This is a genomic window from Corallococcus sp. AB032C, from assembly GCF_003668935.1.
GTDB lineage: Bacteria > Myxococcota > Myxococcia > Myxococcales > Myxococcaceae > Corallococcus > Corallococcus exiguus.
In genome coordinates this window covers 36803-59204 of record NZ_RAWP01000003.1, presented here as the reverse complement: position 1 = coordinate 59204, position 22402 = coordinate 36803, and the positions used below count along the sequence as shown (strand labels likewise).

The window sequence follows — 22402 nt, the reverse complement described above, 5'->3', positions numbered from 1 at the left end:
TCATGTGGTGGGTATAGTGGAGACTTGTTGGCGCGGCGTCAACAGCAAGAGTCATTGCCATCGCCCCGGAGTCTTCGACGTTTCGCGTCATCGATTGCCTGCCCTGGAGCCCGTTCATGAGTGTGGATGCGTTTGGCCTGGAGGGTCGCCGTGCGCTGGTGACGGGCGCCTCCGGAGGGTTGGGTTTGCACTTCGCGGAGGTGCTGGCCCGGGCGGGCGCGGAGGTGGTGTTGGCGGCGCGGCGCTCGGACCGGCTGACCGCGGAGGTGGAGCGGCTGCGGGAGCTGGGGCTGCGTGCCCATGCGGTGTCCATGGACGTGACGCTCGCGGCGTCCGTGCAGGAGGCCGTGGCCGAGGCGGAGGCGCTGGCGGGTGGGGTGCTGGACGTGCTGGTGAACAACGCGGGCGTGTCCGGCGACGGCTTCTTCCTCCAGGTGGAGGAGGCGCAGTGGGACGCCGTCATCGACACCAACCTCAAGGGTTCGTATCTCGTGTCGAAGGCCGTGGCGCGCCGTCTGGTGGAGCGCGAGGCGCCGGGCAGCATCATCCACATCGCGTCCATCCTGGGCCTGCGGGTGGGCGGCGGGGTGGCGCCCTACTGTGCCTCCAAGGCCGGGTTGATCCACCTCACCAAGGCGATGGCGTTCGAACTGGCGCGGCATCGGATCCGCGTGAACGCGCTGGCCCCCGGCTACATCGAGACGGACTTCAACCGGACCTTCTTCGGGAAGGACGCGGGACAGAAGCTGCTTGCTCGCATTCCCTTCCGGCGGCTGGGCCACACGCGGGAGCTGGATGGGCCGCTGCTGCTGCTGGCGTCGGAGGCCGGCAGCTACATGAGCGGTTCTGTCATTGAAGTGGATGGTGGCCACCTCTGCTCCACCCTGTAGTCCTTCCTTCGACCTGGTGACCCCATGGACTTCTCGCTGTCCCCTGAAATCGAAGCGTACCGGCTGCGTGTGCGTGAGTTCGTGGCCACGCACGTGCTTCCGCTGGAGACGCAGCCAGACGCGTTCGACGCGCACGAGAACCTCCGCGAGGAGGTGGTGGCTCGGGTGCGGGAGTTGGCCCGCGCGCAGGGGCTCTGGGCCTTCCAGATGCCGAAGGCTCGCGGAGGGCAGGGCCTGGGCGTGGTGGGCATGGCGGCCTGTTACGAGGAGGCGGCCCTTTCGCCCTTCGGGCCCGTGATGTTCAACGCCGCGCCCCCGGATGACGGCAACATGATCGTCCTGGAGAAGGTGCTCGCGACGGAGGCGCTGAAGCAGCGCTGGTTGCAGCCCCTCATCGACGGCCGGGTGCGCTCCGCCTTCGCGATGACGGAGCCCGACGGCTGCGGCTCCGACCCGTCACTCACCTATACGCGGGCGGAGAGGCAGGGCGACGAATGGGTGCTCACGGGCCGTAAGTGGTTCATCACCGGTGCCCAGGGCGCGCAGCACTTCATCGTGGTGGCGCGCACCTCTGACGACGAGCGGAAGGGACTCACTGCGTTCCTCTTCGACGCCAGCCAGCCTGGATGGCGTATCGAGCGACGCATTCCCATCATGGGGCCCGAGGAGCATGGCGGTCATTGCGAGCTCGTCTTCGAGGGGCTGCGCATCCCGGACGAGCAGCGGCTGCTGGGCGTGGGTGATGGCCTCAAGGTGACGCAGATCCGCCTGGGCACTGCGCGCCTCACGCACTGCATGCGCTGGCTGGGATTGGCGAAGCGGTGCCTGGAGGAGGCGGGCGGCTATGTCTCGCGGCGGATGAGCTTCGGGGAGACCCTGGCTCAGCATGAGGGCGTGCAGTGGATGCTGGGCGACGCGGCGAAGGACATCCACATCGGGCGGCTGCTCACCATGAGCGCCGCCTGGAAGCTGGACCAGGGGGACTTCGCTCGCACGGACATCTCCATCGCGAAGATCCACGTGGCGGACGCGCTGCACAAGGCCGCGGATACGGCCATCCAGTTGATGGGCGCGCGCGGCTACTCCAAGGACACGCTCGTCGAATGGATCTACCGCTATGCGCGCCAGGCCCGGTTGGTGGATGGGGCCAGTGAGATTCACAAGATGGTGCTGTCGCGCGCGTACCTGACGGAGGGCGCGGACTTCTTCCGGTGGGGCGTGGGATGACGATGCGCGAGGAACACAAGCACGCGCTGGAGTCCTTCCTGTCCACGAAGGCGGAGGCCCGCGAGGTGCGGCTCGTCGATGCGCGCCTGCTCTCCGGGGGCGCCATCCAGGAGAACTGGCTGCTGACGGCGGTGGTGAGCGGAGGGCCGCATGAAGGCGTGCTGGAGTGCGTGCTGCGCTCCGATGCGGCCTCGGGCGTCTCCGTGTCGCACGACCGAGCCCGGGAGTTCGCCCTGCTGCGAGAGGCCTACCGCGCGGGCGTGACGGTGCCGGAGCCGCTGTGGCTGGGAGATGGCTCCGTGCTCGGGCGCGCGTTCTTCGTGATGCGCAAGGCCCGGGGGACCGCCGCTGGGCATCGCATCGTGAAGGACCTGGGGCTGGGCGGAGACCGCGAGGCGCTGACGGAACGGCTGGGAGAGGAGTTGGCGCGGCTGCATGCCATCCGTCCTCCCGTCGAGTCATTGTCCTTCCTCCCGTTGCCCGCGCTGTCGCCCGCGCTTCGGGGCGTGAAGGAGTTCCAATCCTTCTTGGACGGCCACCACACGGCGTTTCCCGCGCTGGAATGGGGGATCCGCTGGCTGGAGCGGCATGCGCCCCGGACGCCGGAGTGGGTGCTGACGCACCGGGATTTCCGCACCGGCAATTACATGCTGGACGAAGCCGGCCTCACGGCCGTGCTGGATTGGGAGTTCGCGGCGTGGTCGGACCCGCTGGAGGACATCGGGTGGTTCTGCGCGCGGTGCTGGCGCTTCGGCCAGTTCGACAAGGAGGCGGGAGGCATCGGCTCCCGTGAGGCGCTCGCTCGGGGCTATGCGCGCGTGAGCGGCCGCACGCTGGATTGGGAGGCGGTGCGCTACTGGGAGGCCTTCGCCCACGCGCGGTGGGCGGTGATTGCCCTGCAGCAGGGCGAGCGTCACGTCTCCGGCCGCGAGCCCTCGCTGGAGCTGGCGCTGACGGCGCATGTGGTGCCGGAGCTGGAGCTGGAACTTCTTTCGATGACAGGAGGACGGAATGCGTGAACAGCCGGACGGGGCCGCGCTGCTGGCGATTGCTCGCGAGGTGCTGCTCCGGGAGCTGCTGCCCGGGCTGCCGGAGGACAAGGTCTACGCGGCGCGGATGATCGCCAATGCGATGGGCATCGCCGAGCGACAACTCCGTGCGGGTGACGAGCCCCAGCGGGAAGAACGCGGGGCGCTGGTGGTCCTGCTCCATCGCGAAGGGGGGCTCGCGGAGCTGAACCGCGAGCTGGCGGCGCGGATCCGCCAGGGCGGGTTCGACGGAAACCGCGAGGCCTGGTCGCTGCTCTGGGACTCCACCCTCCAACGCGTCCGGGAGAGCGCACCGAAGGCACTGCCGGCTTCCGACCGGATGGGGTAGAGGTCGGGCCATGAAGAAGAAGGCGTCCCCGTCTCCCGCCCGCGACCTGCCGTTCGAAATCCTCACCTGGTCCCAGGTTCGCGACGAGGTGAAGGCCCCTGGCAATCGCGAGGATGACTCGGACCGCGTGCTCGTCCTCACCGGGAATGTCGTCATGCCCTACGACCTGGGGCTGGACTTCCACCAGGGAATCTTCGCGCAGGACGACGACGATGAGCCTCCGTTCACCGGCCTCATCGTGCGAGGCGACCTCACCGTCGAAGGCTGCGTGCTCAACTGGGAGAACGACTTCGGCCCGTTCCTCCAGGTGCACGGCAACCTCGTCGCGAAGCGCATCGCCATTGGCGGTGCTCGGCTTCACGTCTCCGGCGCCCTGACGACTGAAGACCTGGTGGCGGTCTACAACCACGGCAGCGTCTCCGTGGGCGGAAACCTCAAGGCCCGCACCCTTGCCTCGCATTACTCCTTCAAGGTGGCGGGCGCTGTCGATGCGCACCGCTACCTGGGCCAGGACTCGAAGGTGTTCGCGGTGGTCGGCGGGGTGGAGGACGTGAAGGACCCCTACGAAGGGAAGGGCGTCTTCATCCCGGCGGTGGTGAGGGACGGCCGCGTCGATCTGGAGAAGGTGCGGGAACGGCTGGCGGACGGCAAGCCCGTTGCCCGCGACGCGTTCACCAGCGTCCGGGAGGCGTTCCGTCAGCTCGTCGCGAAGAAGCTCGCGGAGCCCGACAAGGTCAAGAGCCTCACGCTGGAGGACAAGGGGCTCACGTCCCTGCCGGAGGAACTCTTCCTGTTCCGCAAGCTGGAGAAGCTCAACCTCCGCCGCAACAACCTCCGCGCGCTCCCGGAAGAGCTGGGGCAGCTCACGGAGCTGCGCGAGCTGGACCTGCGGGGCAATGGCCTGTTGGAGCTGCCGGAGTCCATCGGCGAGCTCAAGAAGCTGCGGGTCCTGGACCTGGAGGCCAACTGCCTCTGGCGGCTGCCGGAGTCACTGGCCGGATGCGTCGAGCTGCGGCGGGTGAACCTGGTCAACAACCCCTACGCCTACGTCCGGTGGGCCTTCGGGAGCTGGCGGAAGGTCCAGCTCATGTTCGACTTCCCGGAGGTCCTTACGCGGCTGCCGAAGCTGGAGGTTCTCACCTTCGAAGGAACGCCGCTGCGCACGCTGCCGACGCGGCGCTTCGACAGCACGACCTTGAGCAAGGCCACGGTGCTCTGGTCGCTGGTGACGCACATGGATCCGGAGCTGCACGACCAGCTCCAGGTGGACGTGGAGCGCAGCCGGGAGAAGGCGGCGGCCCATATCGGCTACTGGTTCAAGCCGGAGACCGTGCGTCTGGAGTCCTTCTACGACGCGAAGGCGGACCGCTATGACTTCGCGGAGATCCTCGCGCTGCTGGCGCTGCTGCTGCGCATCAACATCCCCACGGCTGCGCCCTATGACGCGGCGCTGGAGAAGTTCCGGGCGCAGAGCCAGGAGATCGCCCGGCACCTGGACTGGGATGGCGACAAGCCCCGGCACGTCCACGCGCTCTTCGGAGCGCTGCGCGACGCGCTGGGCCCCCTGGGCGAGCCGTATCCCGGCGACGCGCTCATCGCGGGCCTGCGGGACGTCTTCGCGGCCCGCGCTGGCTGAAGCCCCCTGGTGACGCCAGACATCAGCTGGTGAATCGCGTCATCGCGAAGGGCGGGGAGCGCCTGGCCCAAGTGACTGATTTCACGGAGTCCGGGGGTTGGCATGCGTCCTGCTCTTGGGTCCCGGCATGTCCATCTCCTCCCTGAACCGCGCGTCCTCCTTCCCGCCTTCCTCGAGCATCTCCCAGCTCAAGCCGGCGGCCGCTCCGGCTCAGGGTGTGGTGGGATCCCAGGCGCAGCAGCCCCGCAACGACCTGCGGCGGATGTTCATGGCCGACTCCTTCGATGCGGGCACGAGCAAGCTGGGCGGCGCCTCCGGGGACTTCCAGAAGCAGTTGTCGGAGGTCGTGGCCCAGCTCTCGCAGCTGGTGAAGCTCCTCCAGACTCAGTCGCCCGCGAGCCTGGGCCAGGGCGCCGAGGGTGCCGCGTCCGCGGTGGGCGGCGTGGGCGGTGCGGCCCCGGCGCAGCAGGCGGCTCCCGCGGCTGTGGACTCGATCGACTTCGATACTCCTGCGGCGGCTTCTCCTTCTCCTTTCGCGGCGGCTTCTCCGGCTCCTTCGGCGGCGTCTCCCTCTGCCCAGAGCGCGGCTCCGGCCTCCAGCGCGGCCGCTCCGGCGCACCCCACGTACAACAGTGACGCGGGCCCCGGCTTCGGCCCGCCGTCCGCCGGCTCCACGGAGCCCGCGCCCGCGAACGCGCCGTGGCTCGCGAAGAACAACGTCGGCTCTCCCTACAACAGCAACATGCAGCTCATCGACGAGAGCCAGAAGGGCCAGTTCAAGTACACGAACACCTTCACCAACAAGACCCGCGAGCCGCAGACCATCACGCTCTGGAACAAGACGGGCGAGAACGGGAACCCGAACGACGGGCAGAACTTCGACAAGAGCACGCCCAAGACGTTCACGCTCCAGCCCGGCCAGTCGCAGGTGGTGGCGTTCGACAGCAACACCAGCGTGGCGTGGGCCGCGTCGAAGGACGGCACGGCGAAGCCCGGCGCGAACTCCGGTCAGACCTGGGGCGAGGCCACGTTCGCGAACTCCGGCACGGGTTGGAGCGGCTTCGACACCAGCCAGATCGCCCCCGCGGGCCACAACGGCAAGATGTCCATCTCCAACGAGGCGACTGGCAAGACCGTGACGGAAGCCAACGCCTGGCAGACGGAGAAGGACGACCCCTCGCTCCACGACGTCGGCGTCCCCGCCGGTCCGCTGAACCTGCGCACGGAGATTGGCTGAAGCCTGGCCAGCCCGCGCTGACTAAAGCCCGAGCGCCGCCTTGCACGTCTTCACATACAGGTCCCGGAAGAGGTTGTCCGGGTCCGTGCGCTGCTTCACGGCCTGGTACGTCTCCCGGTTCCAGATGCTCCAGAAGGTCTGCTCGTCGTAGTAGTTGTAGGAGATGAGCGTCTTGGTTCCGTTCACGCGCTGGAGCTCGTCCTCCAGCTCCTTGTAGACGTTGCGGCCCGGCGGCTGCGGCATGCCGTACACGGCCAGGTCCAGGAACAGTGGGTCGTTCATTCCGGCCCACCACTCGGGTGTCAGCCATTCGTAGTCGCGAGTCCTTCGGAAGGGCACGCACCAGACGGGGTAGTGGCGCATCTCGCGGTGGTACCAGTCCATGAAGTCCGCCGAGCGCGAGAAGGGAATGAACACGTCCACGATGACCGGCGGGTCCTCCTTCGGCAGCAGCTGGGTGAAGCGGTTGGCGGTCCTCAGCACGCTGTCGGAGTGGATGAGCTTTCCGAACAGCGCCCTCGCGAGCAGGTTCTGCGGCCGCGCGTGCGTGACGCCCCGGTTGTAGCGGAAGAGATAGTCATACGTCGTGAGGTAGTCCTCGCTCCGGCGCGGGATGGTCTCGCAGTACGCGGTGAGCCATTCGTAGCGGCTCACGTACGGTGCCTGGTCCACGAAGCGGCCCACGCACAGCACGTGCTTCGTAGGCGAGAAGATCTGCCCGTCCAGGTAGTCTGTGCCTGGCTCCTGGAAGTGGTGCCAGATGGCCTGCTGGAAGGACTCCAGCGTGGAGTGCGTCTCGTTCGTCACCCGGACGTAGGGTGCGGCTCGCGTGAGCTTGAAGCGCACCTTGGACAGGATGCCCAGCGTCCCGAACGAGCCGTGCATCATCTGGAAGAGGAGCGGCTCTTCCTTCGGCGAGCAGCGCAGCACGTCTCCCTTGGCGGTGATGACCTCGTACTCCAGACACGTGTCGTGGAAGCCGCCCTGGCGGAAGGACATGGACTCGATGGAGCACCCCGCGATGGCGCCCCCGAGCGTGATGGTCTTGTGCTCGGGGACGATGAACGGGACGAGCCCGTGCGGCAGCGTCGCTCGCACCACCGCGTCGAAGGTGGCGGCGGGCTCGGCGGTGCAGGTCATCCCCACGGGGTCGATGTCGAGGATGGCGTCCAGGTCCCCCAGGTCCACCTTCTCGTCGCGGCGCCGCGAGTCGAACCGCTTGGGCACGCTGTGGGGCGGGGACTTCTTCTTGAAGGACGCGGGCCCCGTTCCCTTTCGCTGCCGCAGCTGCCGGGCGATGGCCTCCACCTTCGCTTCGTGAAGCGACACCGTCCGGGGACCGCCTGACACCGACTCCGTGAGCATCCATTTCCTCCGTTGGCGGAAGGGTGGGGATGCCGCGGCGCGTGGTGAGCCCTTGCCTGTCGGAGCGGGGCCAACCCGGACGCCCGCCCACCGACCGGGCGTCCGTGCGAATGATACCGCTCAGGTGGCTTCGAGCCGACGGCGCAGCTCCGTGGTGCTCACCTCCCCTGTGCCGTCCCGGCCCATCAGTGACTGGCCATCCGCGGAGTAGAGCGCCGGGCGCCGGTACAGCGTGCGCAGGGCGTGCAGGTGCGGGTAGACGATGGAGGCCTTGGGGCTCAGCTCCCGCAGGTGCTTGCGCAGGAGCGGGGCGTACTTCGGGCTCTGCGCCGGGAAGATGTGGTGCTCCTGGTGGTAGCTGAAGTTGAAGTGCATCCAGTTCATCAGCGGGTGGGTCTCCACGCTGGCGGTGTTCACGAAGGGGTTGTCCGTCTCCTCCGCCGCGGGCTGCATCCAGTGGTTGGTGGCGATGTAGATCATCAGCGAGACGTTCCCGATGAGCAGCGGGAGCACCAGCGCGTAGAACGCCGCGCGGGGCCCCAGGACCCACCCGAGCGCCACCCAACCCGCTGTGACGAGCACCGTGAGCATTCGCTCCCGGGCCCGGTGCAGGTGCACGTGCTGGAACGCGGGCAGCCGGCAGTGGTGCCAGAGGAAGGCCTGGCCCTGCGCGGTGAAGAAGACGCTGAAGCTGATGAAGCTCAGCCAGTGTCCGGACCCGGGGGACATGGCGTGGAACAGCTTCGCGAACCCCTGGGTGTGCCAGTCCGTCCTGCGCGGGAGGATGTCCGGATCCCTCACGAGGACGTTGGCGGCGCTGTGGTGGGCCTGGACGTGCCAGGCCCTCCAGTTGCCCGGTGTCACCAGGAAGGGCGCGAAGCCCACCCAGCCCAGCAGGCTCTCCCACTTGCGGCTGTGGAACACCGAGTGGTGCAGGGCTTCATGCGCGGCGAGCCCCACGGCGGTGACGAGCTGTCCCAGCGCGAAGGCGATGAGCAGACACGCCCAGTGAGGCAGCGTCCAGGTGCCGAGCACCCAGATGAGCGCCGCCTCCACGGGCACCAGGCAGAGCGCGACGATGCCGCGCAGGGGTTGTCGTTCGAAGGCCTCCGGGGGCAGCACGCGGCGCAGCTCCGAGCGGAGCCGTTTGGCGTCATCCGGGGGCAGGGGACTGGACGAAGAGAAGTCGTTCATGGCGGTTGCCTGAGCGGGAAGGGGGTTCAAGCCATGGGGCGGGCGATGCCGCCTTCGACGAGCATCCGCAGGCGGCCAGCTTCGTCATGCGCCGCCACGGTGCCGCACTGGAGCAGGTCGCCCTCCACGCGAGGAGCGAGCGACTTCAGCGTGAGGCTGCGAGGAGCCCTGGAGTCGTGCGCCACCAGGTCCCGGTCGAACGTGGCCCGCTGAACGCCCACGGGAGCGAACACGTCATTCGACACGCCCTCCACATGCATCGCGCTCAGGCGCAGGGCCGCGTCCAGCACGAGCGCTGGCACGCCGTGGCCCGCCTGTCGCGGTGACTCCGGCAGCCCGAGCCGTGCGAAGCGGGCGTCCTCCTCCAGTCGGATCTCCTCCAGGCAGTCGAACATCCTGCGCAGCTCGATGGGGGAGCCCGTGGCGCAGTGCGGGTCGTGCACGGCCATGCCGTGGCCCGAAGCGTGAGCGGCCTCCAGCCGGTGTGGGGACCGGGGCGGTTCCGCGGTCAGCGTGAAGCGGGCCTCGGCGTAGACGAGGTCACGCTCCAGCACCACACCGGAGGCATGGACGATGTCGCCCGTGAGCTTCACCTGCACGCTGTGCTGGCCCGGGGCATCGGTGAGTGGAGTGCACTCGGCGCGCAGTGACTGCTGGCCTCCGGGCTTCACTCGGATGAAGCGGGAGAACCGAACGTCCTCGATGGTGACGGTGCGCAGTTCGGGGCGCGTGTCGTCCAGGGCCGCCTGGAACATCAGGTCCAGGGCCCAGGCGCCGGGCAGGGTGGGCGTGCCTCGGACGAGGTGGTCCTCCAGGCACGGGACGCTCGCCGCGTCGATCGTGAGGTCCCTTCGCGTGGGGCGCGGAGGTTCCGGAGTGGGCGCGGGCGGGGCGATCACCTCCAGGCCGTAGAAGCCGCGCTCGCTCTCGGTGAGCTGGACGTTGATGGGTTGGACGGGCTGTCCGTCCACCAGCTGGAGGAAGAGCGCCTCGCCCTCGTCGGCGCGGATGCCGCGCAGCCGGCGGCTGGCTCCGAGCACGCGGTACTCCGACCCGCGCGTCATGCCGATGCCGTCCCAGGCGAGCCAGCCCACGCTGCACCACTGCACGTCCTGGCGCGCGTCGCTGACCCAGGCGCAGAGCCGGTCCAGCGCTTCGTTCGCCGCGCCGTAGTCCGCCTGTCCGTCATTGCCGATGTAGCTGAACGCGGACGTCAGGACGTGGAAGGGCACGGGAGCCGGGAGGCGGCGTGCGCAGGACTCGCGCAGGTTGCGCAGTCCCAGCAGCTTGGTGTCCAGCGTGCTCCGAAGCTCCGTGAGCCGACGGCGGTGGAGCTTCTTGGAGACCTGCGTGCCCGCGCCATGGACCACCAGGTCGAGCCGCCCGTGTTCGCGGATCAGCTCCTCCACCACGCGGTCCACGTCCTCGGGACGGGTGACGTCCGCGGCGCGGTAGGTCATCTGGCCGGGAAGCCGCATGAGTCCATTGAGCGTGGCTCGCAATTCACGCACGGCCAGGTGGCGCTCGAAGCGTGCTCGCAGCGCGGGCATGCGCACCGTGCTGTCACGGGCGAGCTCCGAGGCGTAGAACTCGCGCTCCACGGCGCCCAGTTCCTCGTCACTCGCCTGAAGCACGCGTGCGGGAGCGTCGGAAGGATCGCTGCGGCCCAGGAGGACGACCTTGCAGCCGTACCGCTTGAGCAGCGCTCCGGCGAGGACGGCCGTCACGCCACGTCCACCGCCCGTCAGCAGGACCACCGAGTGGGAGTCGAGCGTGACGGCGGGCCGTGCCGGGACGTCCGTGGGCTGGAGCAGCCGGACGCAGCGGACGGAGCCGTCGAAGCAGACCTCCACGGGCGCGGTGTTGTCACCGGTGCCCAGCTCGGAAGCGACATGGTCGAGCGCCGTGCGGAGCGGAAGCGGACCCGTGGCGATGGCACGGATGCCACGCGCCGGGACCTCGCGGCCCAGGGACTTGAGCAGGCCGGCGAAGAGGCCGGTGACAGGGTGCATCGTCCGGCGAGCACCGACACCGCCAATGCACAGACTCGCCAGCGTCACGGTGCCAGCGGACAGGCCCTCATAGGCACGGCGAGCGGACAGGAAGAGCAACTCCAGCGCCTCGTGGCGCAGGGCCGTGTCCGCGACGACGGAGGACTCGCTCTCCTCGGAGGACATGCGGCACACCGAGATGATGACCTGTGGCTCGAAGCCGAGCGCAGCCAGGTTCGCCTCCGCGGTCTCCTCCCGTGTCAGGTCGATGCCGTGGATCCGCGCTCCCGCATCGGAGGCGCCCGAGTGGAGGATGCGGAACTCAGGGCCGCAGATGTCATGTGCCTGGGCCGAAAGCTCACGGGCCACGGCCTCATCTTGCGCGATGAACAGCACCCGCTGGCCACGCAGCGGCGACGCTCTGGTCGTCAGGGCCGGACGCTCGACCAGCACTGGCGCGTGGTAGCGGATGGGCGCCGAGTGGTCGAAGCCGTCGGACGCCTCCGGGATGGAAGTGGCGGATTCGGTGACCGTTGCGATGGCTCCCGGTGCAAACGGAGCGCCAGTCCCACGGACATCCAAGCTGCCCGCCTCCGGCCCGGAGCGGCCCAAACCTGTCCGACTGTCCGACAGGTTCCCATGGCCCGGCCGAAGGGGGAGCCCGTCCCGGCCGTGGCTCTCCAAACCTGTCCGACTGTCGGACAAGTTCTCCTGGCTCGACTGAAGCGGGCGTCCCTCCCGGCCGACTGGGTTCTCCAAACCTGTCCGACTGTCCGAAAGGTTTCCGCCTCCCGGCTGAAGGGGGAGCCCCTCCCGGCCGTGGTTCTTCAAACCTGTCCGACTGTCCGACAGGTTTTCGCGGCCCGGCTGAAGGGGGAGCCCCTCCCGGCCGTGGTTCTCCAAACCTGTCCGACTGTCCGACAGGTTCTCGCGGCCCGCCGCCGACGGGGCGCTCCCTCTGAGTTCTCGATTCTCAGCACCGGAGATGGTGGTCATGTCCGATGGCCTGGCGGACGTCTCCAGATCGCGGCGCTCCGTGGACGGAGACCCTACCGCCACCGTTTGTTCCTTAGGTGCTCCAGGTCGGGCGCTGATGCCTGGATGAAGCTGGAGCACCAGCCGTGCTCCGGTCGCGGCATCCGGATGGAAGCGCAGCGTGATGGCCTGGCCTTCGGCGGCGGCTCGCACCGCGCTCAGCACGTCCTGTGCTTCCCGGGCGGAGTGGGGCGGCAACGTGACGCCCGGCCCTGCGCCGGAGCCAGCCTCTTCGGACATCCGCAGGTGGCACAGGGGCTTCAGGCCGTGCGCTTCAGCCTTCGCGGCCGTGGTCACCGCCAGCATCGTCATGCCCTCTTCGGGCGCGGACACAGCGGGGCCTTCCCCGGGCCTCTTCACGTGAGCGCTGCCCACGAGCACCAGTTCGAAGCCGCTGTCCAACAAGGCGCGTGAAGCGCGCAGTGACGCGGCCAGCGTGCCGGCCCCCGCGTCCACCACGAAGTTCGGTCCCTTGGTGTCGAGCGCCCCCGCCACCCGTCCCGGCGTGACGTTGGGCATCATCCCCTGGAGTGTGTACGGACCGGACGGCCGCAGCGCGCCCACAGCCGCATGGAGCCGATCCACCAGCGGCAAGAGCCTCGCGGAGTCCGAAGCTCGCTGGACGTGCTCGCGCAGCCTGCGCCGCGTGGAGTCCGCCAGCACGCGTTGCGTGGCCTCCACGCCCCGGCGCGTCTTGCCCTCCAACCCCAGGACGATGGCCGTCCCCGTCCGCAGCGAATCGAACGTCCCGAGCTTCTTCACGACGTCGCTCGCGACGATGAGCCCCAGATGCTGCGTGAGGTCCATGTCCTCGGTGATGTCCGGCAGCAGCCGCACGGACGCGGGCAGACGCATCCCCTTGGCGTCGAATCGCACCTCCGGGAACATCCCCTCCGCGGCCACCACCACCAGCTCTTCGCTCAGAGACGGCATGGCACAGGCGCGCGGCGCGAGCGGTCCTCCCCGGTACTCCTCCAGCACCAGGTGCGCGTTCGTGCCGCCGAAGCCGAAGCCGTTCGTGGCTGCACGGCGCGGATGGTCCCCGTTCTCCGGCCACGGCTGCTCCCGCGTGCTCACCTCGAAGTCCGGCCCGAGCGCTCGCAGCCCCGCGCCTGGACGGTCGAAGTGGGACTGCGGCGGGAAGCTCCGGTGCTCCAGCGCCTTGCACAGCTTGATGACCGATGCCGCACCCGCGGCCCACCCAACGTGGCCGATCAACGCCTTCACGCTGGCGAGCTGGAGGCCCTTCCGCTTGCCTCCGAAGACACGGCCAATCGACTGCAACTCGGTGGTGTCTCCGGCCGGCGTGGCCGTTCCGTGCGCTTCGATGTACTGGATGGACGCCGTTTCGACGCCCGCCGCCGCGTAGCACGCCTCCATCGCGGCCACCTGTCCGTCCGCTCGCGGGACGTTGGCGGAGCTGCTGCGTCCGTCGCTGGACAGCCCCGCGCCGCGGATGACCGCGTGGACCTTCAGGCCCGCGGAGACGGCATCCTCCAGGCGCATCAGGCCGACCACTCCCGCGCCCTCGCCGAAGATGACGCCGTCCGCGCGCTCGTCGAACGGCCGGCTCCCCGTCGCGGAGAGCCCCTTGAATTGGGAGAACAGGCAGCTGTTGCCAGGGCTCGGAGAGAACACCCCTCCAGCGAGCACCAGGTCGGCTTCGCCGCGCTCCAGCGCCTTCATCCCCAGCGCGATGGCGTAGAGCGAAGAGGCACATGCCGCGTCCAGCAGCATCGTGGAAACGCTCGGACCCACCACGTCCGTCACCACCGACTGGAGGGTCGGATGCGGTGCCAGTTCGGAGGACGTCGCGGTGACGCCCAGCGCCTCACGCATCAGCGCGGAGAAGTCCCGTGCCGTCTCTCCACGAGCACGCAGCAGGGCCTCTCCCGCTTCCACGCACAGCGAGTCGTCGTACTCGGGCGAACCGTCCGCGGTGGATCCGAGCAGGCACTGGATGCGCCCAGGCGCGCGCGGCGCGGTGGACCGCAAGGACTCCATCACTTGACTGAGCGCGATGGCCAGCAGCCGCTGCTCACGGCCATATCGCTGGAATCGGTCCGGCGTGATTCCCGGAGGCGGAACGAGGTCACTGTCCAGGACCCGTCCGGTGAGCAGCGTGTACGTGCGGTCCGGAGTCACCGCCGGACCCACGAAGTCCACGACCTGGTCCGGATGGCTCACACCCGTGTCGACGATGCCGCTGATTCCCCGCTGGATGTTCCGCCAGTACGTCTCCGGATCCTTCGCGCCGCCAGGAAGCATGCAGCCCAACGACACCACCGCGATGGCCGGAACCACGGGCGCTGCATCCCGAGCGAAAGGCGTCACGGCCGGCGGACCCACGGGCAGCGAACGGTCCACGGACGTCATCGCCACGGACGTGTCCTTGGGGAGGATCCGCTGGACGATGCGCGTCAGCCGTCCCCCCGTGCCGCAGTCCACGAACCGCGCGCAGCCCGCGCCCACCAACGTCTCCACCGCGCCCGGGAAGTCGAAGGGACGCACCAGGTGGGACGCGAGCGCCCCCGCAAGCTCGGACCCTCCACGTCCGTAAACTCGCCGCTCGATGGGCGAATAGACGGGCCCTCGCGCCGGATGCACCGCCAGGTCCGCGAGGCTCGCGCGGAACGCGGTGACCGCGGGCGCCAGGCTCGGGTGGTGGAACGGGTAGCGGCTGGAGATGAACGTGAATCCCTTGCCCTGCCGCTCCAGGAACGCGCGCAACCGCTCCAGTTCCTCACGAGGCCCCGCGACCACGGTCTGCCGCGAATGATTGCGGCCCGCGATCTCCAACGTCCTGGCTCCACACTCCGCCACGGCCCGGACGGTCTCCGGCTCCGACAGGGCGACCGCCGCGAGCGTGCCCAGGTCGTCCGGCACCGTTTGGAGCGCCCGGATGCGACGGCACACCACCTCCGCGCCCGTGCGCAGGTCCATGGCTCCGGCCGCGGTCATCGCCGCGATCTCCCCGAAGCTGTGCCCCACGAACACATCCGGCCGGGTTCCCTGACGCTCCATCCACCGCGCCCCCAGCACCCCGGACAGGAAGATGCCGAGCTGATCCAACAGCGGCGCCGCGTCCAACGCCCGGCCCACCTGGGTGACGTCCTCCGCCGCGAGCAGCGGGCCCACGTCGATGCCCTGCGAACGGCAGGCCTCGTTCACCGCCAGCAGCTCATCACGCAGCTCCGGCTGGAGCGCCTTCAACTGAAGGAAGAGGGCGGGCTCGAACGTGCCCTGTCCCGCGAACAGGAAGGCGGTGGCGTTGGCCGGGAGCTGAAGTCCGGGCGCGGGCACCGACTCAGGAATGCGGACCATCCGCGAGACTCCGCGCGGAGCGGTGTCCGCCAGCAGCGTCCGCGCCAGCTCGCGCACGGCCTCCGGGAACAAGGCCTGCACGCCTCCGCCTCCCTGCAAGGCGAGGTCGCGGAAGCTCTTCGAACCCGTCGGTTCATGCAGTGCCGCCAGCGATTCGAAGCTGCGCTGGAAGGACGCGGGGAAGGCACGCAGCGCTCCCTGCCGGTCAGCGCAGAGCACGGTCTGGTAGCCGCAGGCCACCGGCGTGCCGTCGCTCTTCAACGTGCGGAAGCAGAAGCGCAGGGACACCTCTCCGCGCTCCTCCAGTGACGTCAGGATGATCAACCGGTCTCCCAGCGCCGCCGGAGCGAGGTTGCGCGAATAGCCCTCGTAGGTGAGCAGGAGCACCTGGTCGAAGTCGCGCCGGAACTCGGGCTCTTCGAATGCGTGCGGGCTGAAGAGCAGGTGCTCACGGCCGGCGCACTGGAACTTGAAGTTGGTGAGGAAGTGATGGCTCCCGTAGGCCATCGTGTCGTCGAAGTGGATGTCATACGGGACGGCGAAGAAGTCCATGGTGATGGCTCCTGGAAGGTGAGGGGTCAGGACGCGCGCGCGGCCGGCAGCAGGCCGTCCACGGTTCCGGAGAGGCCGGCGTCCACCACCCAGATGGCGCCATTCACTCGCTGCGTCTTCGGGCCGAGCAGCAGCTCGGTCACGTCCGCGACGTCGTCCGCGGTGCACAGCCGTCCACCGGGCGTCGCGGACTCCCAGCGCGCCACGCGCTCCGGCGCGTCCGGGAACATCCCCAGCAGGTCTCCGTGCACGGGCCCCGCGGACACGCAGTTGGTGCGGATGCCCTCCGGCGCCAGCTCCGCGGCCAGGTAGCGCGTGAGGGACTCCACGCCCGCCTTCACCACGCCCTGGCAACCCAGGTCGTGCATGTACCGCTGGGACATGGACGTGGACATGGTGACGATGCTCCCGCCCCCGCGCGCGGCCATCAGCGGACGGGCGCGCATCGCGCACTCGTAGGTGCCGGTGATGCAGGTGCGGAACGCCTTGTCCCAATCCCGGGGCGCGATGCGGTCGAACGGACCGATGAGCCCGTTGGACGCGTTGCACACGAGCAGGTCGAGCCCGCCCAACTGCTCGCGGATCGCCGCGAACATCCGCTCCAGGTGATCCTCCTGCGCGACGGAGCCCCACAGGTGGACCGCCTTGCCACCCGCGTCGACGATGTCCCGCGCCGTCTTCTCTCCGTCCTCACGGGAGTGGAACGAGTTGACGACCACCGTCGCGCCCGCGCGAGCCAGCCGCGTCGCGATGACCCGGCCGATGCCCTTTCCCGAACCCGTGACGAGCGCGACCTTCCCTTCGAACGGCAGCTCCGTGCGCGACGGAACATGCGTGGGCGCCACGTGGACGGGAGCGCGAGGCCGGGCTTCCGTGACGGGCGGCGCGGCCGGCAGCAGCGCACGGGCCGCGTCGGCGATGGCGGCCATGGTGCGCAGGCGCTGCGAGGGCTTCGGCGCGTCGCTCAGCCCCAGTTCCTTCATGAGCACGGCCATCACCTCCGCCTGCTTCACGGAGTCGATGCCCAGCTCATCCTCCAGGTCCGCGTGCGGCGTGAGCAGCTCCTCCGGGTAGCGCGTCACCCGCGCGAACACGGCGCGCACGCGGGGCAGGAGGTCCTGCGTGGCCGGAGCACTGGTGCTCGCCTTCACTTCGACGACAGCGGGCACGACGGACGCGGCGACGTGGAGCGACGGTCCAGGCTCCGTGCCCAGCGCCTCCTTCACCGCCCCGGCGATGGCGCCGAGCGTGCGCGCCTTCCCGTTTCGCGGCAGCCGGTCCGGCGGCAGCTGGAACTCACGAGCGATGACCGCGGCGATCTCCGCGAGCTTCACGGAGTCGATGCCCAGCTCGTCCTCAAGCTGCGCATGCTCCGTCAGGATGTCGAGCGGATACCGCGTGACGGACGCGGCGCACTGCCGCACCTGCTCCAGGATGTTTGACGGCGTGGATGTATGGGATTGAGAAGAACGCGCGGACATGATGGCCCCTGTCGGTTCAATGCGTGACGGGGCCGACTGTAATTGGGGGTCTGACACGTGCCGCGAAGCGACGTGCACAGCACGCAGCAATCAAGGAGGCAGCGAAGACTCCTCGTGCGCGGGAATACGCACGCCCTGTTCGCGAGCCACGCGAGCACGTCGCCATCCCAGCCACAGGGGAATGATCAGCGACGGCAGCGTGAGCAGATCCGTGATGTCCACCGTGTGCACGGTGGGCCGGACCGAGGGAACGCGCGCGCCCCCGAGCCATGCGCGCAGCGCGTAGAAGGGCCACTGCAGCGCGCCCAGCGCCCAGCGCCACGCATCCCCCGCGTCGGAGGAAATCTTCGTCGCGCCGAAGCACAGCCCCGTCAGCACGACCGCTCCCACGAGCACCCGGAACGACGGACGGAATTCCCGCGTACGCCGCTGGAACGCCTGCTCCCACAGCGCCTGGAGGAGCACCGGGAACATCGCGAGCCCGGCGACGTCGGAGAGCTTCCCCGTCCACCACGACGGCCAGCGCGCCTTGAACACGTGGTCGTTCAGCACGAGCAGCACCACGGCCACCAGGACCATGGGGTGCAGGAGGCCGCTGGCCGGAAAGGGCTTCGGCCCGGTGGATGTCGCGCCCGCGTGCATGGAGGCACTGTCACATTCGCGGCCGGGACATGGGAAGCCCCGTGATTGCGAGGGTTTGGAAGACGCGGCGGGAAAATAAAAAGGCCGTGTCGATTTTCCCCAGCCCCATTCGTTGCGTCCCTGAAGGCAGCAGAAAAACACCCCCCGCGGCCCGACGGCGCGCGGCAGGAGACACGACCGTGCGCTTCATGATCATCCGCAGGGCGGACAAGGACACGGAAGCCGGCGTGCTCCCGGACGAGAAGCTGCTGGCCGCCATGGGCGCCTACAACGAGGAGATGGTGAAGGCGGGCGTGATGCTCCAGGGCGAGGGCCTGCACCCCAGCAGCAAGGGCGCCCGCGTGAAGTTCACGAACGGCAAGCCGGCCATCGTCGACGGTCCCTTCACGGAGACGAAGGAACTCATCGCCGGCTTCACCCTCATCCAGGTCAAGTCGCGGGCGGAGGCCCTGGAGTGGCTCAGGCGCTGGCCGTCCATGGACGCGGGCGGCAACGTGGAGCTGGAGCTGCGGCAGGTCTTCGAGGACGACGACTTTGGCGCCGAGTTCACGCCCGAGCTGCGAGAGCAGGAAGCGCGCATCCGCGAGCAGGCCGCGAAGAACATCCGCTAGTCGCGATGGCGCCTCCTCGTGACATAGGCTGCCGTGCTTCCAGGGCCGGAGCGAAGGCAGGTGCAGCGATGTTCCAGCGGATGGTTCTGCTGTGCGCGGTGTGTCTCATGGCGTGCGGAGGCAAGCGGGTGCCCACGGGGCCAGGCTCGCCGCCGGACCGGCTCGATGACGGCTGGGCCGTGGCCTCCTTCGAGGACACGGGTGTGCAGCGCCCGTGGTTCGACGCGCTGGAGCACGACGTGTCCGAAGGCACGGTGGAAGCGCCGGACGCGGTGCTCGTCGCGCGCGGGGGCCAGCTCGTCTACGAGCGCTACTGGAACGACTTCACGCGGGAGAAGGCGCACGACCTGCGGTCCGCCACGAAGAGCGTCACGTCGCTGCTGGTGGGCATGGCGCACGAGCGCGGCCTGCTGCCGGACCTGGACGCGCCGGTGCTCCCGCTCCTGCCGCACCTGGCTCCGGTGAAGAACGCGGATCCGCGCAAGGAGCGCATCACGCTGCGCCACCTGCTCCAGATGCGCTCCGGGCTGTCGTGCGACGACTGGGACCCCGAGTCCCCCGGCAACGAAGAGCGGATGTACGACACGGACGACTGGGCCCGCTTCATCGTGGACGTGCCCATGCGGGACGAGCCCGGCACCGTGACGCGCTACTGCACGGGCGGCGTGGTGCTGCTGGGCGCCGTGCTGGAGCACGTCAGCGGCCGCTCCATCACGGACCTGTCGCGTGAGTGGCTGTTCACGCCGATGCAGGTCCAGGACGTCACCTGGCAGCCCGCGGGCAAGAAGGGCACGGACACCGGCGGCCACCTGCGCCTGCGTCCGCGCGACTTCCTCAAGGTGGGGCAGCTGATGCTCGACGGCGGCGCGTGGCAGGGCGAGCGCCGCGTCTCCGAGGCGTGGGTGGCGGAGTCCGGCAAGGCGCTGGGGCCGCTGGGCGACGCGAACTATGGGCTCCTGTGGTGGAGCGCCCGCTTCGTCATCCAGGGCACGCCGGTGGAGGTGTCCTTCGCACGGGGCAACGGAGGCCAGTACGTCTTCGTCGCGCCTTCGCTGGGCGTCACCGCGGCCTTCACCGGCAGCCACTATAATGATGCGGGCTCGGCGCTCCCCCTGGTCCTGTTCGGACAGTACGTGCTGCCGGCGGCGCTCGGGCTGGAGCGGCCAGGGGGCTGAGTCTTGTCCTCCGTCAGACGGTAGCGGCCCGGAACTCATCTGGATTCCGACGAGGCGGTTCGCTTCTTGGATGACCGCGCGCTGACGGGTGGGCAACGTCCGCCCCGGCATGGCCACTCCGAAAGCACCTCGCACCCGCAAGACCTCCGACCCCTCCGGCTTCGTCCGCGTCCGGGGCGCACGCGAACACAACCTGAAGCACGTGGACGTGGACATCCCTCGCGACGCGCTGGTGGTCTTCACCGGCGTGTCCGGCTCCGGCAAGTCGTCGCTGGCGTTCGGGACGCTCTACGCGGAGGCGCAGCGGCGCTACTTCGAATCCGTGGCCCCGTACGCCCGTCGCCTGATTGATCAGGTGGGCGTGCCGGAGGTGGACTCCATCGACGGGCTGCCACCGGCGGTGGCGCTCCAGCAACACCGGGGCGCGCCGACGTCTCGCTCGTCGGTGGGCAGCGTGACGACCCTGTCGAACTCCGTGCGCATGCTGTACTCGCGCGCGGGCAACTACCCGCCGAAGCTGGAGCGGCTGGACTCGGATGCGTTCTCCCCGAACACGCCCGCGGGTGCGTGCCCCAAGTGCCACGGCATCGGCCGCGTGTTCGAAGTCACGGAGCGCTCCATGGTGCCGGATGACTCCTTGAGCATCCGCGAGCGCGCCGTCGCCGCGTGGCCGCCCGCGTGGCACGGCCAGAACCTGCGCGACATCCTGGTGACGCTCGGGTACGACATCGACAAGCCCTGGCGCGACCTGCCGAAGAAGGACCGCCAGTGGATCCTCTTCACCGACGAGCAGCCCACGGTCCCCGTCTACGCGGGCTTCACGTCCGCGGAGGTGAAGCGGGCCATGGCTCGCAAGGAGACCCCCAGCTACATGGGCACCTTCACGGGCGCGAAGCGCTACGTGATGACCACCTTCGCGACGACGCAGAGCGCGATGATGAAGAAGCGCGTCGCCCGCTACATGGTCGCCAGCGACTGCTCGCTGTGCGAGGGCAAGCGCCTGAAGCGCGAGTCCCTGTCGGTGACGTTCGCGGGCCGCGACATCGGCGAGCTGTCCCGCATGCCGCTGGAGCAGGTCGCGGAGCTGATCAAACCCACGGCGGAAGGGAAGGGGAAGGACGCGGACGTCATGGCCCGCGAACACCCGGAGAAGCTCATCGTCGCCCAGCGCATCACCAAGGACCTGCTCGGGCGCATCCAGGTGCTGACCGACCTGGGCCTGGGCTACCTGTCGCTGGAGCGCAGCACGCCCACGCTGTCACCGGGTGAGTTGCAGCGGCTGCGGCTGGCCACGCAGGTGCGCTCCAACCTCTTCGGCGTGGTGTACGTGATGGACGAACCGTCCGCCGGCCTGCACCCCGCGGACACGGAGTCGCTGCTCACGGCGCTGGACCGCCTGAAGGAAGCGGGCAACTCGCTGTTCGTGGTGGAGCACGAGGTGGACGTCATCCGCCACGCGGATTGGATCGTCGACGTGGGCCCTGCGGCCGGTGAGCACGGAGGACGCGTGCTCTACAGCGGGGTGCCGGAAGGACTGGCGAAGGTGGAGGCGTCCCGGACGCGACGCTATCTCTTCGAGGAAGAGGCTCTGCGCCGCCGCGAACCCCGGAAGCCCACGGGGCGGCTGCGCCTGGAGGGCGTGAGGCGCAACAACCTGCGCGGGCTGGACGTGGACTTCCCGCTGGGCGTCTTCACCACGGTGACGGGCGTGTCCGGCTCCGGCAAGTCCAGCCTGGTGAGCCAGGCGCTGGTGGAGCTGGTGGCGGGAAGACTGGGCCAGACGCTGGCGCCGGAAGAGGAGGAGGGCGAGCCGCTGGACCGCGAGCCGGTGATGGCGAGCGAGGGACACATCAAGCAGGGGATGGAGGCCATCCGCAGGCTGGTGACGGTGGACCAGAAGCCCATCGGCCGCACGCCGCGCTCCAATCTGGCGACGTACACGGGCCTCTTCGACCACGTGCGCAAGCTGTTCGCGGCGACGCCCCTTTCGAAGTCGCGCAAGTACGGCGCGGGGCGCTTCTCCTTCAATACGGCGGGAGGCCGCTGCGATACGTGCGAGGGCGAGGGCTTCGTGAGCGTGGAGCTGCTCTTCCTGCCCAGCGTGTACGCGCCGTGCCCCACGTGCCACGGCACCCGCTACAACGCGAAGACTCTGGAGGTGCGCTACCGCGAGAAGAACATCGCGGACGTGCTGGGGCTGACGGTGGACGGCGCCTTCGACTTCTTCACCGAAGAGCCGCCGCTCCAGCGCGCACTCAAGGTGCTGCGCGACGTGGGCCTGGGCTACCTGCGCCTGGGCCAGCCCGCGACGGAGCTGTCCGGAGGCGAAGCCCAGCGCATCAAGCTGGCCACGGAGCTGCAGCGCACGCAGCACGGCGACACGCTCTACGTGCTGGACGAACCCACCACGGGCCTGCACCCGGCGGACGTGGACAAGCTGATGACGCAGCTGGAGGGACTGGTGGACGCGGGCAACACGGTCATCGTCGTGGAGCACGACCTGCGCGTCGTCGCCGCCAGCGACCATGTCATCGACGTGGGACCCGGCGCGGGCAACGCCGGAGGCCGCGTGGTGGCGCAGGGCACACCGGAGCAGGTGGCGAAGGTGAAGGAGAGCCGCACCGCTCCGTACCTGGCGCGAACGCTCGGGTGACGGAGCGGTGGG

The 22402-nt window shown here is 69.3% G+C and carries 14 protein-coding genes; 9 read left to right on the top strand and 5 right to left on the bottom strand.

Annotation, left to right across the window (positions count from 1 at the left end; translation table 11 throughout):
* The first annotated feature begins 116 nt into the window (after positions 1–116).
* From D7X99_RS02010 to D7X99_RS01985, 6 genes are all read left to right on the top strand, one after another.
* Complete coding sequence (locus tag D7X99_RS02010; RefSeq protein WP_121776209.1) at positions 117–890, top strand: SDR family NAD(P)-dependent oxidoreductase; 774 nt, start codon at positions 117–119, stop codon at positions 888–890.
* 24 nt (positions 891–914) lie between these two features.
* Entirely contained in the window at positions 915–2117 is a 1203-nt protein-coding gene (locus D7X99_RS02005) for an acyl-CoA dehydrogenase family protein (RefSeq protein ID WP_121776208.1), read from the top strand.
* Positions 2118–2119: 2 nt separating this feature from the next.
* The gene (locus tag D7X99_RS02000; protein ID WP_121776316.1) at positions 2120–3136 is read left to right on the top strand and encodes a phosphotransferase family protein; all 1017 of its coding nucleotides are present in this window, start codon (positions 2120–2122) and stop codon (positions 3134–3136) included.
* Complete coding sequence (locus tag D7X99_RS01995) at positions 3129–3494, top strand: DUF6285 domain-containing protein (protein WP_121776207.1); 366 nt, start codon at positions 3129–3131, stop codon at positions 3492–3494. Before D7X99_RS02000 ends, D7X99_RS01995 begins: the two co-directional genes overlap by 8 nt.
* Before the next feature lie 10 nt (positions 3495–3504).
* Positions 3505–5130, top strand: coding sequence for a leucine-rich repeat domain-containing protein (locus D7X99_RS01990; RefSeq protein WP_121776206.1), 1626 nt, complete (start codon positions 3505–3507; stop codon positions 5128–5130).
* 127 nt (positions 5131–5257) lie between these two features.
* Positions 5258–6367, top strand: a complete 1110-nt coding sequence (locus D7X99_RS01985; protein WP_121776315.1) for a hypothetical protein — start codon at positions 5258–5260, stop codon at positions 6365–6367.
* Positions 6368–6388: 21 nt separating this feature from the next.
* Here the strand turns inward: D7X99_RS01985 and D7X99_RS01980 are convergent, their stop codons facing one another.
* The 5 genes from D7X99_RS01980 to D7X99_RS01960 form a co-directional block, all read right to left on the bottom strand.
* The gene (locus D7X99_RS01980) at positions 6389–7732 is read right to left on the bottom strand and encodes an FAD-binding oxidoreductase (RefSeq protein WP_121776205.1); all 1344 of its coding nucleotides are present in this window, start codon (positions 7730–7732) and stop codon (positions 6389–6391) included.
* 120 nt (positions 7733–7852) lie between these two features.
* Positions 7853–8926: a fatty acid desaturase gene (locus D7X99_RS01975; RefSeq protein ID WP_121776204.1), complete on the bottom strand. Its 1074-nt coding sequence runs from the start codon at positions 8924–8926 to the stop codon at positions 7853–7855.
* A gap of 26 nt (positions 8927–8952) precedes the next feature.
* Entirely contained in the window at positions 8953–15828 is a 6876-nt protein-coding gene (locus D7X99_RS01970; RefSeq protein WP_121776203.1) for a type I polyketide synthase, read from the bottom strand.
* A gap of 26 nt (positions 15829–15854) precedes the next feature.
* Positions 15855–17309, bottom strand: coding sequence for an SDR family oxidoreductase (locus tag D7X99_RS01965; RefSeq protein WP_121776202.1), 1455 nt, complete (start codon positions 17307–17309; stop codon positions 15855–15857).
* Between the two features lie 90 nt (positions 17310–17399).
* The gene (locus tag D7X99_RS01960; RefSeq protein ID WP_121776201.1) at positions 17400–17951 is read right to left on the bottom strand and encodes a hypothetical protein; all 552 of its coding nucleotides are present in this window, start codon (positions 17949–17951) and stop codon (positions 17400–17402) included.
* A gap of 179 nt (positions 17952–18130) precedes the next feature.
* Between D7X99_RS01960 and D7X99_RS01955 the strand changes: the two genes are divergently transcribed.
* The 3 genes from D7X99_RS01955 to uvrA all read left to right on the top strand — a co-directional run bounded on the left by D7X99_RS01955 (position 18131) and on the right by uvrA (position 22390).
* A complete protein-coding gene (locus D7X99_RS01955) occupies positions 18131–18562 on the top strand; it encodes a YciI family protein (RefSeq protein WP_121776200.1) in 432 nt (143 codons plus the stop codon).
* Between the two features lie 68 nt (positions 18563–18630).
* Positions 18631–19737 carry a serine hydrolase gene (locus D7X99_RS01950; RefSeq protein WP_121776199.1) on the top strand — a complete coding sequence of 369 codons (1107 nt, stop codon included), beginning with the start codon at positions 18631–18633 and terminating at the stop codon, positions 19735–19737.
* 109 nt (positions 19738–19846) lie between these two features.
* Complete coding sequence (uvrA, locus tag D7X99_RS01945) at positions 19847–22390, top strand: excinuclease ABC subunit UvrA (RefSeq protein WP_121776314.1); 2544 nt, start codon at positions 19847–19849, stop codon at positions 22388–22390.
* Positions 22391–22402 lie beyond the last annotated feature (12 nt).

Excerpts from the sequence above, each read along its gene's own strand:
- D7X99_RS02010 (WP_121776209.1), top strand. The coding sequence starts at position 117 with ATGAGTGTGGATGCGTTTGGCCTGGAGGGTCGCCGTGCGCTGGTGACG.
- D7X99_RS02005 (WP_121776208.1), top strand. The coding sequence starts at position 915 with ATGGACTTCTCGCTGTCCCCTGAAATCGAAGCGTACCGGCTGCGTGTG.
- D7X99_RS02000 (WP_121776316.1), top strand. The coding sequence starts at position 2,120 with ATGCGCGAGGAACACAAGCACGCGCTGGAGTCCTTCCTGTCCACGAAG.
- D7X99_RS01995 (WP_121776207.1), top strand. The coding sequence starts at position 3,129 with ATGCGTGAACAGCCGGACGGGGCCGCGCTGCTGGCGATTGCTCGCGAG.
- D7X99_RS01990 (WP_121776206.1), top strand. The coding sequence starts at position 3,505 with ATGAAGAAGAAGGCGTCCCCGTCTCCCGCCCGCGACCTGCCGTTCGAA.
- D7X99_RS01985 (WP_121776315.1), top strand. The coding sequence starts at position 5,258 with ATGTCCATCTCCTCCCTGAACCGCGCGTCCTCCTTCCCGCCTTCCTCG.
- D7X99_RS01980 (WP_121776205.1), bottom strand. The coding sequence starts at position 7,732 with ATGCTCACGGAGTCGGTGTCAGGCGGTCCCCGGACGGTGTCGCTTCAC.
- D7X99_RS01975 (WP_121776204.1), bottom strand. The coding sequence starts at position 8,926 with ATGAACGACTTCTCTTCGTCCAGTCCCCTGCCCCCGGATGACGCCAAA.
- D7X99_RS01970 (WP_121776203.1), bottom strand. The coding sequence starts at position 15,828 with ATGGACTTCTTCGCCGTCCCGTATGACATCCACTTCGACGACACGATG.
- D7X99_RS01965 (WP_121776202.1), bottom strand. The coding sequence starts at position 17,309 with ATGTCCGCGCGTTCTTCTCAATCCCATACATCCACGCCGTCAAACATC.
- D7X99_RS01960 (WP_121776201.1), bottom strand. The coding sequence starts at position 17,951 with ATGCACGCGGGCGCGACATCCACCGGGCCGAAGCCCTTTCCGGCCAGC.
- D7X99_RS01950 (WP_121776199.1), top strand. The coding sequence starts at position 18,631 with ATGTTCCAGCGGATGGTTCTGCTGTGCGCGGTGTGTCTCATGGCGTGC.
- uvrA (WP_121776314.1), top strand. The coding sequence starts at position 19,847 with ATGGCCACTCCGAAAGCACCTCGCACCCGCAAGACCTCCGACCCCTCC.